General features: G+C 58.8%; 14 protein-coding genes, 1 tRNA gene and 1 pseudogene. 4 read left to right on the top strand and 12 right to left on the bottom strand.

Going from position 1 to position 14,640, the window contains the following annotated elements; translation table 11 throughout:
* Nucleotides 1–429 precede the first annotated feature (429 nt).
* Both EOA49_RS24330 and EOA49_RS24335 read left to right on the top strand, forming a co-directional pair.
* Nucleotides 430–1,206 (top strand): DUF1403 family protein, encoded by a 777-nt coding sequence (locus EOA49_RS24330; protein ID WP_245460780.1) that lies wholly within the window; start codon nucleotides 430–432, stop codon nucleotides 1,204–1,206.
* A 5-nt stretch (nucleotides 1,207–1,211) separates the two neighbouring features.
* Nucleotides 1,212–1,929, top strand: a pseudogene (locus EOA49_RS24335) (SMC-Scp complex subunit ScpB).
* 416 nt (nucleotides 1,930–2,345) lie between these two features.
* Here the strand turns inward: EOA49_RS24335 and EOA49_RS24340 are convergent.
* The 9 genes from EOA49_RS24340 to EOA49_RS24380 all read right to left on the bottom strand — a co-directional run bounded on the left by EOA49_RS24340 (nucleotide 2,346) and on the right by EOA49_RS24380 (nucleotide 10,420).
* Nucleotides 2,346–3,083, bottom strand: coding sequence for a nucleotidyltransferase (locus tag EOA49_RS24340; protein ID WP_236378329.1), 738 nt, complete (start codon nucleotides 3,081–3,083; stop codon nucleotides 2,346–2,348).
* A gap of 38 nt (nucleotides 3,084–3,121) precedes the next feature.
* The gene (locus tag EOA49_RS24345) at nucleotides 3,122–3,631 is read right to left on the bottom strand and encodes an SLATT domain-containing protein (protein WP_029356699.1); all 510 of its coding nucleotides are present in this window, start codon (nucleotides 3,629–3,631) and stop codon (nucleotides 3,122–3,124) included.
* A 178-nt stretch (nucleotides 3,632–3,809) separates the two neighbouring features.
* A complete protein-coding gene (locus EOA49_RS24350; RefSeq protein ID WP_127241140.1) occupies nucleotides 3,810–4,940 on the bottom strand; it encodes a DUF4238 domain-containing protein in 1,131 nt (376 codons plus the stop codon).
* 64 nt (nucleotides 4,941–5,004) lie between these two features.
* A complete protein-coding gene (locus EOA49_RS24355) occupies nucleotides 5,005–6,201 on the bottom strand; it encodes a toll/interleukin-1 receptor domain-containing protein (RefSeq protein ID WP_245460781.1) in 1,197 nt (398 codons plus the stop codon).
* A 153-nt stretch (nucleotides 6,202–6,354) separates the two neighbouring features.
* Nucleotides 6,355–6,459: transfer RNA gene (locus tag EOA49_RS24360), tRNA-OTHER, on the bottom strand.
* Between the two features lie 6 nt (nucleotides 6,460–6,465).
* The gene (locus tag EOA49_RS24365) at nucleotides 6,466–6,948 is read right to left on the bottom strand and encodes a helix-turn-helix domain-containing protein (protein WP_023679072.1); all 483 of its coding nucleotides are present in this window, start codon (nucleotides 6,946–6,948) and stop codon (nucleotides 6,466–6,468) included.
* A gap of 348 nt (nucleotides 6,949–7,296) precedes the next feature.
* On the bottom strand, nucleotides 7,297–8,124 hold the full coding sequence (locus EOA49_RS24370; protein ID WP_236378326.1) for a DUF3800 domain-containing protein: 828 nt from the start codon (nucleotides 8,122–8,124) through the stop codon (nucleotides 7,297–7,299).
* A 192-nt stretch (nucleotides 8,125–8,316) separates the two neighbouring features.
* Nucleotides 8,317–9,612: a DUF2130 domain-containing protein gene (locus EOA49_RS24375; protein WP_029356705.1), complete on the bottom strand. Its 1,296-nt coding sequence runs from the start codon at nucleotides 9,610–9,612 to the stop codon at nucleotides 8,317–8,319.
* 208 nt (nucleotides 9,613–9,820) lie between these two features.
* Complete coding sequence (locus EOA49_RS24380; protein ID WP_127241139.1) at nucleotides 9,821–10,420, bottom strand: hypothetical protein; 600 nt, start codon at nucleotides 10,418–10,420, stop codon at nucleotides 9,821–9,823.
* Between the two features lie 837 nt (nucleotides 10,421–11,257).
* Between EOA49_RS24380 and EOA49_RS24385 the strand changes: the two genes are divergently transcribed.
* Nucleotides 11,258–11,563 (top strand): hypothetical protein, encoded by a 306-nt coding sequence (locus EOA49_RS24385; RefSeq protein ID WP_095517091.1) that lies wholly within the window; start codon nucleotides 11,258–11,260, stop codon nucleotides 11,561–11,563.
* A gap of 363 nt (nucleotides 11,564–11,926) precedes the next feature.
* Here the strand turns inward: EOA49_RS24385 and EOA49_RS24395 are convergent, their stop codons facing one another.
* The 3 genes from EOA49_RS24395 to EOA49_RS24405 form a co-directional block, all read right to left on the bottom strand.
* On the bottom strand, nucleotides 11,927–12,196 hold the full coding sequence (locus EOA49_RS24395) for a hypothetical protein (protein WP_029356711.1): 270 nt from the start codon (nucleotides 12,194–12,196) through the stop codon (nucleotides 11,927–11,929).
* A gap of 29 nt (nucleotides 12,197–12,225) precedes the next feature.
* Nucleotides 12,226–12,531, bottom strand: a complete 306-nt coding sequence (locus tag EOA49_RS24400; RefSeq protein WP_127243397.1) for a hypothetical protein — start codon at nucleotides 12,529–12,531, stop codon at nucleotides 12,226–12,228.
* A 140-nt stretch (nucleotides 12,532–12,671) separates the two neighbouring features.
* A complete protein-coding gene (locus EOA49_RS24405; RefSeq protein ID WP_084831570.1) occupies nucleotides 12,672–13,175 on the bottom strand; it encodes a plasmid pRiA4b ORF-3 family protein in 504 nt (167 codons plus the stop codon).
* A gap of 290 nt (nucleotides 13,176–13,465) precedes the next feature.
* Here EOA49_RS24405 and EOA49_RS33135 point away from each other — a divergent pair, with 290 nt between their 5' ends.
* On the top strand, nucleotides 13,466–14,059 hold the full coding sequence (locus tag EOA49_RS33135) for a hypothetical protein (protein WP_189523677.1): 594 nt from the start codon (nucleotides 13,466–13,468) through the stop codon (nucleotides 14,057–14,059).
* Nucleotides 14,060–14,640 lie beyond the last annotated feature (581 nt).

Genomic DNA, 14,640 nt, shown 5'->3' on the forward strand with positions numbered 1-14,640 from the left:
GCGCGCGGGCTCGTGATCGCTGGATTTAAGCGTAAGCTCTGAAATCGTCATGTGTCGAAGCCCTCAAAGGCTCCGAACATCGTCCTTCACGCCGATCACCGAAAGGTGCCGTCGGGACATCGCTTACGCACGACCGGGCGTTTCGGGCCTAGCATCCGAATTGGATGAAGGCCTACTGGAGCGGCTGCTCGTCTCGTTACGGAAGGCCCGCGTCGCCCTGGAGCGCGAGATTGGGCCTACTTTTTAGTCCCGCTGTAACTATCGTTGGAGGTTCGCCACCGAGAGGAATTGGCCACGGACCTCGACAGTGGCTGCACCGAGACGGATCGACCGCTGCAAGTCTTTAACCGACGTGGACCTGCATTTGTTCCCCTAATGCAACCATCCCTGATCTGCGGGTTACGCAAAAGGCGGGGAACCTCGGCCGACATGATAAAGCGCGACATAGCTGGGCATAAGTCCCTTGCAGACGCCGTTCGGGAGTTGATCGGAACCGAAGACAATCGTCGTCATGTACAGAAGCTGTTTGGGCCAGTCGACACAGAGCTAAGCCCAACCCTAGCTTCATTACTTGAGGCGGAGAAACTGCTGACCGAGGCGAGCATCGGCGCGGTGCTGGATGGCCTCGGTCTCGCGCGTTATGACGAGGGCGTAAGCGACCTGACGGACGAACTTCGGCAGCTAGCCGCCACTGACGGGACGGTGGGAATGATAACCGGCGCCGTCGCGATCGCCGAACGCCACGGCTTTGCGCGCGCCCTTGGAGCCTGGCTCGCCGACGCCCTGCTGGCGCAACGGCTGGGTTGGGCACACGCGGTGCCGTTGCTCGGCGCCGAAGCGGCCCTGGGCACAAGCGTCCGCCCGCGTAGATCAGCAGCCAACTCGGTGGCGACAGGCATTGAGACCGATCCTGAGCGTGCCAAAAGTCTGCTTGCCGCGCAGGCGCGGGCTGCGCTACGCGCCATCGATCTTTCCGCCGAGCTCGAGCGCCGCTCGGACCGGCTGCTTGCTGTTGCGCCGAAACTCAGGGCCAAGGCGGCGGATCTTGTTGTCGACAAGCTGCTGTCCGACGATGCGATCGTTGCCTCGGAAAAGATCGCCGGTAGGAGTGGCCGTGGGCTGCGCCGCCTGTTCGACCGTCTGGTCGAGCTAGGCGCCGTCCGAGAGCTATCCGGCCGCCCGACCTTCCGCATCTACGGGCTCTGACGATAATGGTGCAAGCGGCGCGCAGGCGAGGGGGGAGCCGGTCAGATGACCGTCGATCAGCTGACCAGCTGTTTGACCGGGAGCTGGATCACCTGCCGCCGGAGGCGCGTTGGCGCGAATGGATGAACCGTGTCGAGGCCACGATCTTTGCTGCCGGTGAACCAGTCGGCCGCGAGACGCTGGCTCGCGTCGTCGGCAAAAGCTGCAGCATTGATCTTCTCATCGACGACATCCGCGAAGAACTGCGCGGTCGACCCTATGACCTCGTTGCCGTCGCTGGTGGCTGGAAGCACCTGACCCGGCCTGCCTATGCCGATGCGATCCGCAGTGCATTTGACACAGCCGTTGGCGGCGGTGGGGGTGCGGGCGATCTCACGCAGTCGGAGGTGCTGGTGCTGATGTGCATCGCCTATTTCCAGCCGATCACCCGCGCCGAGCTTTCTTCCTTCTTCGGCAAGGAGATCAGTCGCGATTTTATTGGTCATCTGCGCGGTGCCGGTCTGATCGCTTCCGGCCCGCGTAGCCCGACGCCGGGCGCGCCCACACTTATGTCACGACCAAAGAATTCCTGCTGGAGTTCGGGCTTGATACGCTGCGCGATTTGCCGGAGACGAGGCGCTCGAGGATGCCGGGTTGCTGTCGAAGGAGAAATTACTGGCTGGTGACATCATCCCTGACTTTGTTGTCGACCAAGATTACGTCGGAGTCGAACTCGACAAATAGCCGTGCCGCTTTGCGAGTGAGTTTTGTCCGAAATTCGTAGCATATTTCTGACCTCTCAACCGTGATCTCGTACGAAATAGGACTACATCTTTCGGACAAAGTCCCCGGCATTAACCCGCCAATCGCTTCGGTTGCCGCCCGAAGCGCCAAGCTAGTCGCGGAGCCTCAACAGGTTGTCCTAGGTTAGGTCGAGGCGACTGATAGGAGGTTTGGAGCGTCGGCGCCTGCCCAATTTCAAAGGCGTCGGGCACGCTGGAAAGGCTGACTTGGCTGCGCTCGAGCTGCCCATTCCAACGACGGGGAGGGGACACGACATTTGACCGACCTGCGATCAGTGATGCGCATGATCGCGTTTACAGGGACGGCAGGCTCAGCCGTGTTGGCCGGGGCGGAAGTGCTATCACAAGAGTTGCTCGCTACGCCGGGATAAGCTTCTTGACCTCGATCTCAGCCGAATTCGGCATGTCATCGGCTTCGTACTTGCGGACCCTGGCGATGATGTCCTTGGCGCGCGTGATCTTGTCGTTGCGCCATTGGGCCACTTCGTTCGCCGACAGGTTGTCGAACACTTTGAAGAAGTAGTCCTTCTGGGTGTAGCAGCCATAAAAGCCCAGGCCGACGATCCATTTTTCGAGGCCGTACGAATCGTAGACATAGCCGGCTTCTGCGTTCCAGAATTTGACGAGGCGCACGGTTGGCTTGATCAAATAGGAATTGTTGCCGTTGACAGTCTCGAGCGTGCTGTTGAAATCGTTCGGGTTCGTGCTTTGCCACTCATCGGGACCCTTGGGGATCTGATACGTCGTGCCCCACGAGAGCAAGGCGGGCACTAGGTCGAACTTGATATGGTTGAGCTCCAGCACCACCGTGGGGCTCGATTGGTAGAGTTCGGAGTTGGCGTATTTCTGCTCGGCGAACTTACGCAGTCGGGTGAGGTAGGTCTGTGGGTTCAGTCCGCCTTTTTCAAAAACGATCATGTAGTCAACGTCCGAGTGCGCATCCATCTTGCGGGGAAGGATCGTGCCACGGGTGTGCGAGCCGAACCGGAAATGCGACGTTAGGCCATCACCGGCGACCGTGAAATAACTGGCCAGCCGGGAGCTCAAGGTCGTGACCGAGGTCGCGATCGAGGCCTTCTCGTCGGCCGAGAGCACCGCGTCGCTTGCACGGGATACGAGGTAGCTATTGACTGTCATTGGTGGGAACCTTTGTCGACCGCGTGCTTGGGTTCGCCGGCGTTAATGCCGTCGCGGGCCCTCTTAAAATCGCGGTCTGAAAAAGCAGGGCTTGCCTGGTTCAGTTCATCGCGCCGCGTGGTGAAGCCTTTCAGGGCGGTCAGCACGGTTTCGGCATCGGGCGTGTTGTCGAGTTCGACCTCGCGGAAAACGCGGGAATTGTTGCGTAGCGCCAGGTACTGGTCGCCCGAACTCTTGTGGTCAGCCGACTTCTCACCGGGTTTCAGGAACGTCATCAGCGACGTGAGGACGGCAACGCAAAGCGCCATAGAACCCGCGGCGACAGGATAGTCCTTGAAAAAAGCAGCGCCCGCTGCGGTGCTGAGGATCACCGAGGGAATGCCGAAGACATAGTTCCACACCGCCCAGCGCGCTGAAGCGTTGAAGTGCGCTTTGCCGGAATGAATACAATCTTCTTCCATGCGGAGAAGTTCATCTCTCACGCGTTCCCGCGTCACGTCGGGCATGATGTCTCCTTTGGAGGAGAGAACTAGCACGCCTCACCTGGCCAAGCTGCGGAATTTCAATTTATCCCCTTCTTTCAGCGGGTTAGTCTGGGACGGAACGTCGAAGCAACAGCTGCGGCTTGGTTGGGGGAATACTGCTGCCGGAGGTGCTTGGCGCGCCGTAGTGCCGACGTCGCTGCTAGCAGCCGTCGGACACGGGGCTCGATGCGGCCAAGGCCATTTTTGCTTCAAGGCGGGAGGCCTTTTCCGAGGTGTCAATATACTGAGAAAGATCCGGTTTCGGCCCGAAGATATGCCGCCAGACGATCTGGATTTCATTGTTGTGTCGGCGGACCTCGGTGCTGATCGTCGGTACGAGACGCGCATGGGCACAAATCAGCGCATCGCTCGACCGGTCCTGGCCGACCGTCATCCGGTACGCGAATTGAGCGATTGTTCGATTGAACCGGCGAACTTTGTGCTTATCCGTGACGTCGCGGTGCCGTGTCAGGACGCCAAACGGCTGACGCTTGCTTGAACCGCGCACCAGCATGCGGGCGGTCAGGGGAAAGATCAGCTCGATGTCACCGGAGTGATCATAGGGGGTGCGTGCGAGCAGCGGTTCGCGCGGGTCATATGTACACACCGGATTGTCGGAAGTCAGGAATGGGATGTCGGTCTTGTTGTGGAGAACCTCGAAGCCAAGCCGAAAGCAGAGATCGCCGAACGTCTTGAATTCGTCCTCCATCGCGAGCAGTGTTTCATGCGGATTGACGCCGACCGGCACGGTGTCGAACTGACCGGCGTAGCGTTCCAATTCTGGCGGCAGTTTGCCGATTTCCTCGAACACCTTGCATTCGCTTCGCAGCTTAGCCTCCAGCATAAGCGCGATGCGATCTCGGGTCGCCGGAACGCGCGTCCGCATGATCGTTTGCATGCCTTGGACATTGAAGGATAAAGCCGGTGAAAGACGACGAGCCTGAAGCGCACGGACGGTCTCCGGCCAAACGGTCTCGATCGGATTCCAGAGGTCTTCGAATCTGTGGTTTTCTTGACCGCCACCGGGGAGTTTCTGAGAGTAATAGTAGTTCTCGTACCCAGTTGCCCTCGGCTGCTTCGGCAGCGGTGCCTCTGGCGCCTCGGCCCGATAGACTTGGACACGGCCGCGGTCATCGGCGAAGCCTTCCATATAGGTGACCGAGATGAAGTGGTGTTTTCGGTTCTTCCGTCCCGCCCCGCTGCGGACCGGATTGAAGATGCTAAATGGCCTCACATCGCCATCGATGGGGACGTCTCCCCATTTGCCAAAAAACAAGGGTGACTGCTCCATGGTCCTGTGGTCGGGCTCCCCGGTCACTGCACCTTGTCGGGCATGACCCTGCGGATTGGGATCCTCAGCTTCGGCTCTTCACGAAGCGCCGCGTGGCGTCCGTTTTCACCACCCTGATCGAATTGTACTGGCTGGCGAGTACCTTGTAGTCGACGATCAGCTTGCGGGCCATCAGATAGGCCAGAGCGGGGTTTATGCGCCTCGGCTCCCAGCCGTACCGCTCGGCGACCTGGCCTGTATCGTGGGGCATCGACGGGTCGTTGATCAGGTCGGCAGCGATACGCAGCGCGTCATCTTCGGGCGACCAATCCATGAAATATTTGTCGAATGTGGCAAACAGGTCCTCCTTGGGCAAGACGCGGCCGAAGCTGACGGAAACCAGATCGCGCAGCTCGTGCAGAGCGTCCTCGATGTCCTCCTCTGACGCTTCAATGGTGGCCGCCAGCTCATCTACCCCTTTCTGAGGGTGCGAGAACATTGCATCCGACGTCTCCTCAACAAAGATCTTGGCAATTGCCGTTGCGACCTTGGAGTAACCCGTCGCCGGCTGCACAGCCGCAATGGGCGCTGCGCCGAGCTGCGGCTTACGCGTCACGCCATGGATGTCGTTCACCAGATTGCGCACGCCTTCGTCTAGGCGCGCGGCATCAAGTTCTGGCGAGAGCATGCCCGACAGAAGCGGCGGCAATTCCCGTGCCGCGACACCGTAGCGAAGGGCTATGAAGCGCGCCTGCCCAGAGATGCGGCGGACCAGGCCGGCATCCATCTCCTGCTGGACCCACGGCTTCTGCATGGCGCTCGGAGTCAGCAGCACGATGAAATGCGTGCAGTTGCCCAGTCCCTCGTCGATTTTGCGGCGCAAGGAATCTCCGGAACGGATCTCCCATTCCGCCCACCAGGTATCGATTCCATCCGCCATCAGGGCGCGCGCGACCGTCTCTGCTAGCTCGCGATCGTCGAACGAGTAGCTGAGAAAGGCTTTCGGGGAGCCCTGTTGCAGGGGCAGGAACACAGTCGACGCCTGCTCATTGTCGCTCATCTTGTCCTTCACCAGCGCGAGAAGCTGCGGCGAGCCCTCAATACTGAGCCGCAAATCGTCAAGGGCTTCTCCAAGGACCAGGACAGTGGGAAATTCGCCTGTATCAGGATGGCGAATGGCACTGAACCTCTCCCACAGCTGTTCCTTGATGCTCTCGACAGCCGCAGCTTCAAAATCCTTTGCAAAATCCCCCGAATCAAACGGCCGGCCATTGTATCGCATGCCCATATTGAGTCCTCGTGTTGGTCCCTTGATATGAACATACGCAGAACAAATATCAAAGGGAGGCCAATTGAAAAACCACGGTAGATTATGGGTCCGGTGCCGGAAATCTTTCGAGTTTCCGGAGCCGAGGGATCCATATCGAGGACAATGGCGTGACGGCAGGACTTGAACCTGCGACCTCCTCGCCCCTAGATAGCGGTGTCACGCACCACCCCGGTCGAAAGCGAGGCGCTCTATCCTCTGAGCTACGCCACGATCTGCCTATGCATCGTTGTCCACGACCAGCTGCGGCTTCTTACGCTTCAACCGGTTCGATCTCTCCTCGGCCGCCTTCTTGATCTCGGCGGCCTTTTCCAAGGCAAACGGCCTGGCGGCCTCGATCAGGCCATCGAAATGATAGCGGTTCGTCATGCTGCCATTGGGCGTGTTGCGCCGTTCCTCCCGGCCAAGAAGTTTAAGGGCCTCGAGCGCGGCAATGCGTTTCTGAATGGTGCGGGGCGTCACCCCGATTGCCTTGGCGATCGTCTCGACCGAGGGGTGGGGCAGGTTGTCGGGCAGCCACCAGTACTGGACCAAGTGGATGATGATGTTCATGTCGAGCGCATCGAGGCCGAGAGCCTGCTGCTTCTCGATGATGATGTTGGGGAAAGCGCTCCAGCCGGTGGCCATGAGTGCCTTGGTCCACTTCTTCTCGTTGGTGCGTAGCTTGTCGACGTCTGCTTTGGCGGTTTCTGGCTGGGCCATATGAGGCTCCCTGTGGTGAACTGCATCCAGATATGGTGGTTTCCCGTGATGACGCAAGGGCATTGGGGACGGTTCTGCATTCAGGGGGAGGGTGTTTCACGGTTCGTCCGGCCTACGTCTCTTGATTCAGGGGCCGGGGACCCGCGCTACACCCGAAGAAGAAGACTTGATAATATGAAGTGTCGATCAGATGAACCGTGCTATATGCAAGCGATAAGATAGGTCCCCCTGACCCAAGGTTCACCCGGGGTATTGACAATCGGGTTGTCGACACCCATAGTTCCGTCGTGAGCATCGCTCCGGGGTTGGCGCCAGGCGCCAGCCGAACTTTTCAAAACGAAGGCCCGGCTAGTCCGGGTCTTTGTTTTTTATCCTGTCAAAGCAGCTGTATTTGATGCCACGGGACGCCAGCTCCTCGGGCGGCAGGTGCGCGTCGATGAGACGCTTGTGACCCATCAGGGCCCTATAGGGCCGGTAGGACGGGTCATATCCGCCCTTGGCCATCGGATAGAGGTAGAGATCGGCGATCTGCAGCATCGGTGTGGCTTTGGTCCTGCCGCGGGGCTCACCGCGCACGATGTCCTTGAACTCTTCTGCGGTCAACGACCCGTAGCCGGCCGAGTTGGCGCCGTCGAACGGCATGCCCTGCGTCTTCAGGATGCGCATATAGGCCACCAGATCACGGTCCTCCGCCTTGCCGGCACGTTCGAAGAACACGCGCAGCTTGCAGTCCTGGCTGCGGGCGTATTTAGCGGCGCGCTCGATCAGGATGCAGTAGGCGGTCTTGCACATGAACCAAAGTTGATCCTGATACCGGTCGCGGTAGCGGGCCACATAGCCCGGGCGGTCGATGACTGCGGCAATCCCAATGACGGGCAGGGAGAGCAGCATCCGTTCCAGGTCACCCAGGAACTCGTAGGCAGCCTCAGGCTTCTTCAGCCAGCCGAAGTCGCCGCGCCCGCCCCTGATCGCCCAGGAGTGTAGGGGGTACGTTATGCCGTGTTGCTGGCAAAAGGCCTTGTGGCGACTGTAGAGCTCATCGACATCTTCCTCGTTGATGAGGATCCCGCCGAGGGCGAAATAATCCATCTCGTCGCGGCGCTTCTCTTTTGGCTCTCGGTCCGGCTCTCGGCTGCCGCTGTCATCGAGGTAGAGGTGGATTTCGCGGTCTGTCACGGGCAGGCTTTCATTGCCCGCACAGCTTGGCTCAAAAACCGGAGGCTGCATAGCAATCTGATGACCCGGCCGGGCGAGGGGGTTCAGCGCGGCGGCTTCTTGGCGTTGCGTTCCGCCTTTGACGGATCATCCGTAACAAAGGGCAGCTTGCCCTCGTTCCCAAACCCGATATCCAGTTTAGATTCGCCTTTCTCAATCGGGGATGGACGCGGATGCTTCTATGGCCAACACATCCAAGCCCGCGATCTCCTGCATCACCTTGCCGGCGATGCCCTGCAGATCGCCGTACATTCCGACGGTCGACTCGATGACACCCTGGATCTGAGCCTCCCGCTTGGCCCACAGGCGGATTGTGGCTTTCCGTTCCCTGGCAAGGTCGTCCTGCATATCGGAGAATTTCTCGACGATCGCTTCGACCCGGTGGCGAAACCTAGGGCCAGTCAGATAGCCGTAGACCTGCTCCATCTTGGTGGCCTGGCCGTCCTGGGCGAGGCGGGAGTTGGCGAGCTCGATGAGGGACTGCCGGAGCATGATCGCGATCGGAATCGCGCATTTGGGATGGGCGATGTAGACGCCATCCACCAGATCGAACGTTTCGACCCCCGCAGGCAGCGCCTCGGAGATCATCAACGCAATGTCAGCCTTGGCCGCACGCTGGTCCGCCCGGAGCTTTCCGAGCCAGCCCGGGCTCCAGTTCCTAGTGCGTTTTGATTCCCACAGGATCGCTCCGCAGGGCTGGCCGGCCGGTCCCACCACGCGCTGCAGCACGTCACCACCGAACTCACCTTTGGCGACGGGTTCGATGATGTCCATCGGGAAGCGGCTAGCGATCAGCGACTCCAACTCGAGCTCAAGGACCTCGCCCTGAAGCTGCTGAGATCCTTGCTCGGCGCGGCGCTTCAGCTCCTCGATCTGGCGCTGCATGCCGGCGATCTGTTCCTCTTTCTCGGCCACCTTCATCTTGAGGCCGTCTTCGGCTTCGGTCCTGGCCTTGACGCGGACGGCGTCCAACCCTTCCTGGATTCTCTTTTCGATGGTCAGCGCCATTTCCCGCTTTTCATCGTCGAGGGCCCGCTGCTGCTTCATAAATTCGGCCTGTTGCAGCTGCGCCGCGGCGAGCTTCTCGTCCCGCGCCATCAGCGTCGCCTCCAACTCGCCCAGCTTCCTGTCCTTGTCTTCAAGGTCGGTCGAGACCAGCAGCTTCGCCTTACGGGCCTCTTCGGCTGCTATCCCGGCACGCTCAAGCTTGAGTTTTTCAGAGACCTGGCCGTCGATGTCCTCCCGGGCGGCGTCGATCGCGTCCTGTTTGCGCTGAAGCTCCTCTTCCCGCGCCGCCATGACGGCATTGCTCTGCGCAAGGCGCCGTTCGTATTCCTCGCGCGTGGCCGCAATCAGCGGTGCCGCGAGCGACTCGTTGAGCTTAATGTCCGTCTTGCAGCTCGGGCAGCTGATTGTCGGCTCATTGAGAGTCCTGGGCTGCACAGTCATCGGACACTCCGTCGGGAACAAAAGATGTTGCAATGTATACAGGAACGCGGCCACCTCGAAAAGAACAAAAAAGGAACATACCAGTTATCCCCCGCATAGGTGTTCGTGCTGGCGGCCCAAGCGGATGAAGCCGGGCAAAGCTATCTTCAAAATAAGGTGTTCGTCGTCTTCCGTTGCGCTTGGAGTGCTAAGGGCCCTAAGGACATGTTCAAAATGCGTGCGTATGGCGAGGGCCATGACGGCTCAAGCTGGGAGGTGGTGATGAAGCAAGCTCGACGCGATCGGAAAGACATGCGATACCGCGAGTCGTTTGAGCTTTCACCTGCTCGCGCATGTGACGAGTGTCCCCTCTGAGGAGCGCCTGCGCGCCAGCGCGAAGGTAGGGATGAGAAAACAAGGTTAAATCGCCGACCTCATCTACGACACGCCGACGCTGCAAGGCATTGAGTGCTGCCATCTGATCTTCTGTAAATGAAGGCTCCACGCCATATTGGGGAAGCGGAGGCGTATCTCCAGAAAAACTCCAGACTCCCAATTCTGGCACCAGCCCGGGCTCCTCATCGCCGCCATTGATGATGAACGAAAGTTCCGTATCAGAGGCACCGGTGGAATTTGTCGTTGCCAAGGCGACGGCCCGCAACAAACTCTCATATGCCGGGCCCTTCTCAGCGAGTTGGACAACGAAGTCGAATGCGTCACTGCGTGCCTGGCGAATAATCTCGGCGTCAGAAGCATTGGGAGGCAACTGCGCATGAGTCTGGGCAAGATATGTAATGGCGCCAACGTCTCGCAATTCCTCTCCATCCATGATCAGAGCTTCGAGGCGTCGCCGGAGGTCATTCGGTACGCTGTGCACCTCCGAAGCTCTTGACCAGACGGCAAGAGCGAGGTCGTGTGTGAGACCCCCAACAACCACCCACCCGTGAGTGCCTAGGGAACAGTTTTCGATGCTGGGTTGGTGAGTGGCCTGCAGCAAGACGGGTTCGGACTGTGCGACGATGAGGCGTCGATTCCGTGGAATGCGCCCTATTAAGCCACGGAGTGTTGCCAGCGACGCACTCGCACCGGGGAGCGGTTCGCGTGACCCCAAAGGGTCATCGAGGAGGTAGAGCCGTTCACCCCCGGCGGCCTCGGTCAAAAAGCGCTCTGCCTCATCGACGTGCTGGCCGACTCGCACCTCGAAGCCGGCCATCTGAAGCGCGCTTGCAATTTCTCGAGCGATCCAAGTTTTGCCTGTTCGAGGTTGGCCGCTGAGAAGAAGGACCAACTGCGAATTCAACACATCGATGAGATTGCCTTCGCTGCCCCGAAGAAGATAGCCCGGTGCCGCGACTGTATCAGGGCTAGTCGCCGAATGCGCTCCATGATCGGTGCAATGATATCAGACTGGGTTCGCTTTGCATGCGAAACGATATCGGTAAGGTGGGCAATAGCCCCGCGGAGGGATTGTGAATCAATCCTCTGCGCACGCAAAGCGGCCTGCAGCCTGACTTCCACCGAAGCGTCGGTTTCCTGCTCGATGACAAAGATCCTGGAGAGAACGAGAGAACTGAAGCGATCTTCGAATCCGGAAGATTTTTGAGCGAGGCGATCGTCGCCGTCTTCCTTTGGCTAGCTTTGAGACCTTGGCTCCGGAGGAGATCAGGTGGGTCGCAAGGAATTTTTTGAAGAAGAGCTGAGCAATCTGTCCCGACACCGCTCGGATTGGATATGTGTCGTCGTTACCTCCATTCAGAAAGGGCAGAAGCTGATCGTCGCATCGCGCCGAAAGGACGAAAACCGCTCTCCGGTCTGGATCATTCAACAGCCGTTCGAAGAGGCAGCTTTTGCCACTTCGTTCGGGAAAGTGGGAGAGATACGTTGCAAGATCCTCGAGGGTAGCGACGCCTCCCGCACCCTTGATCTGTATCTCCGCTGTGAGCCGAACGTTACGTGGATTGAACCAGGTTAGAGTGCCGTCTTCGCCGGATTTTGGTTCAACTACGAGCGTTGCGTCCTTCACTGCGCGAAACCGATACGCAATTTCTACACACACGAGATCCTGGAAGGCGAACTTCTCGGGTGCAATAATTGCAATTGTCATTGGCCCCGGCGACTCCTCTACACAACCCTAAACACGTAACTAATCTGGCACAACGCCGACGTAAACGCGCTTCCGGGACGCCTAACGCTTATTGATGGGCTTCGCGAGTCGATCCGGCTGCTGGAGCACGAACGACACCCCAGTCGAGGAGCAGCCGACTCCGCGCGCAAAAGCGTTTCCTGTCGAGGAGATCGGAAAGCCTGATCCAGAACTGGAGGCGGCAATCCTCAATCAGCTCAAGCGCTCGGCGACGTTGCCGTGCCACAGATAGTGCCTCACGCTTTCGAGGGTCGCGACAGCCGCAGGCGCTGCGGCGCTGAGCGGTGGTGGCAGGCCGCGGGCCATCTGTTGGAGCACTGTAATGCGCATGGTGATGTGGAAATAGTCGAGAACATGCTCCGCATTGGGGCGCATGTAATATTGAAGGTCTCGCAGATTGCAGGCGCCATCCGACATGAAGGTCACTTCCTTCGGGAAGAGCTGCCACGACAGGCGCGACAAAGCCAGACACCGTTTGGCATCGGCAGTGTCTATATCGATCGTGGGCTCGGCAGCGCGAGCTTGCCGAAGCACGTGCGTACGGTGATTGTACGCTTGTCCTTCAGTTGCGTGGGCTGATGGCAACACGGACAGGGCCGCTCGCGACGGGCGAGGTCGAGGGCCTGCCTTTCCGTGATGGCTACCTGGAGCGCGGCCAAAGCCTTCTTTGCTTCTTCCAGCGTTAGGCCGAGCTCATCGATCGACAGCGTACCATCTGTTCGCTCGAAGCTGACAATCTCTTGCGTTTCGACCGCCGCGTCACCGCTGTCGATCATGAGTTGAATCGCAAACCCCATCCACATCCCTCCTGAACTGGGGAGAGGAAAGCATGTTGACCGGTTGCAGTCAGCCCTTGGTGAGCCGCGAAAGTTCGCGTTTCAGAGCCGCATTCACCTCACGCCGGCTGAAACGCTCGGGTTCGAAGGTGCGCAGCGGATCATCGTCCTCGAACTACATCTTCCCCACGAAGTAGCCGCTCGATGTCGCCGAAGCGGAACCGATCGAGGAGCGCCGCATAGCCTGGTGGGCCACCAATATCTTGGGGCGGGCCGGCACGCGCGCCGGCGATGCAGACCGGATAGACCTTGCCGCCCTCCCGCTCATGCTTGGCCTCAACCCGGATCTCGTGTTCCCACAAATCGCCGAAATCATACTCGTAGAGGATCCTCTGGCGCACGCGCAGTTGGAGATCGACGAATGTCACCTCGCGACCCGCCGCGTCGCGGTGGCGTTCGCCGGTCCAAGTCCTACCATAGTGCCGGCCGTGCAGCTTGAAAGCATGCAGATGACAGTCCTCCCAGCCGAAGGCGATCTGGATTGTTCGGTGCAGCGCGTAGAGTGTCATTTCTTCCGGAACGAGCAGCCGGCGCGATATCATCGGCGAGATTCGTCGCAAGCTCACTTTGAGTTGATACACTTGGGAATTTGCAACACCGGACATGGCGCTCAGGCTAACGCAGAGCCGACGAGACCCCCAACTTTTTCATGCTCCCTATTGCCACCTTCTCCCCGTTTGTCGATATGCGAGCGCCCTGTGTGAGTTCAGCTGGCGGCACCACTGCGCGTAGGCCATCATATCGATGTGATCGGCCTTCCGCTGGAGCCTGACCAAGAATGAAGTCAAAGACGGGTTGAGGCTGACCGAGCGCGGTCGCCTGCAGGGTTACGGGAATTCTGGCTGCGGCCGATCAACATGCAGCTTCAAGAAGCCATGGGCTAGGACGATTCAAAATGCTAGACTTATTTGAGCCGAGACTGCCAGACAGCAAACTCCACAAGAGCTTTCGCGAAATTCGATCCAACCCAAGCTATTCCAAGGTGATGCCCGTAATTCAAAGCTGGGCAGCGGGCCTGCTCAACAAGGCTTTGACTGACTTCGGCTGTAGCGTGGACTATTCCAAATCCTCGCCAGATTTCTTCGTGACGGCGCCTGGGAATTATCAATTCAACATCGAAGCGGTGATATCGGACCAGCCTGCGGGCGACAAAGAATGGCTGCCTTCCAGCTATCAAGATTTCAAGGATCGCGGTGCGCTAAAGCTGGTTGGGAAAATCAGGGACAAGTTGGAAATAGTTCGAGGCAGCAATGGCAAAAAACATCCCTATTCTTCGCTGAGCCATGTGCAGGGCCGACCGTTCGTCATTGCGATTGCCCCCTTCGATAGTAGCCAATCCGTCATGCAGAACAATGAACTGATCAACCTGGTCCTCTTCGGCATCGGTGCCCCGGTGCTTGAAGGAACCGAGCTTAGACAAGATAAGATAAGGTCGCTTGCGACAGCTTCCGGCGCGCCTGTAGAAATGGGGATTTTCACGAACGATTAGGAGATCAGCGCTGTCATTTTCTCCACAGTCGGGACTTTCGGCAAGGCGGTCGCTGAAAGCAGGATTGAGAGGTTTGTCAGGGCAACCCGCTATAGATTGATAGAGAAGGAAAGGGTTCAGTGCACATCCAGCATTCCTCATTTCATCGCGAGAGCCATCTAAGATGGGCTGCACGTTTATTTTAATCCTCATGCGCAAGTGCCATTTGAACCAAGCTTCAGATGGCCAGAAGAGGTTTCCCGAAATTACTATGACGTGACGGCCGGCCAACCGATCCAAATACATCCCGATCGCGCATTGGTTTCCCGGCAGGTTTTTGAATTGAGCCCTTTCTGGATGCACCATCTCCTTGAAAGCAATGGTTTTGTCGGATGTCTCCGTCGCTCGAACTATTGCTGATGGATCCAGGCATGACCGCTTTGCGCCTGATGTCGGCCGTAGAGGGAAACTTAGCCGTAAGCGATGTCCCGACGGCACCTTTCGGTGATCGGCGTGAAGGACGATGTTCGGAGCCTTTGAGGGCTTCGACACATGACGATTTCAGAGCTTACGCTTAAATCCAGCGATCACGAGCCCGCGCG

Origin of the sequence: Mesorhizobium sp. M1A.F.Ca.IN.020.04.1.1 (genome assembly GCF_003997315.1) — a bacterium.
Lineage (GTDB): Bacteria > Pseudomonadota > Alphaproteobacteria > Rhizobiales > Rhizobiaceae > Mesorhizobium.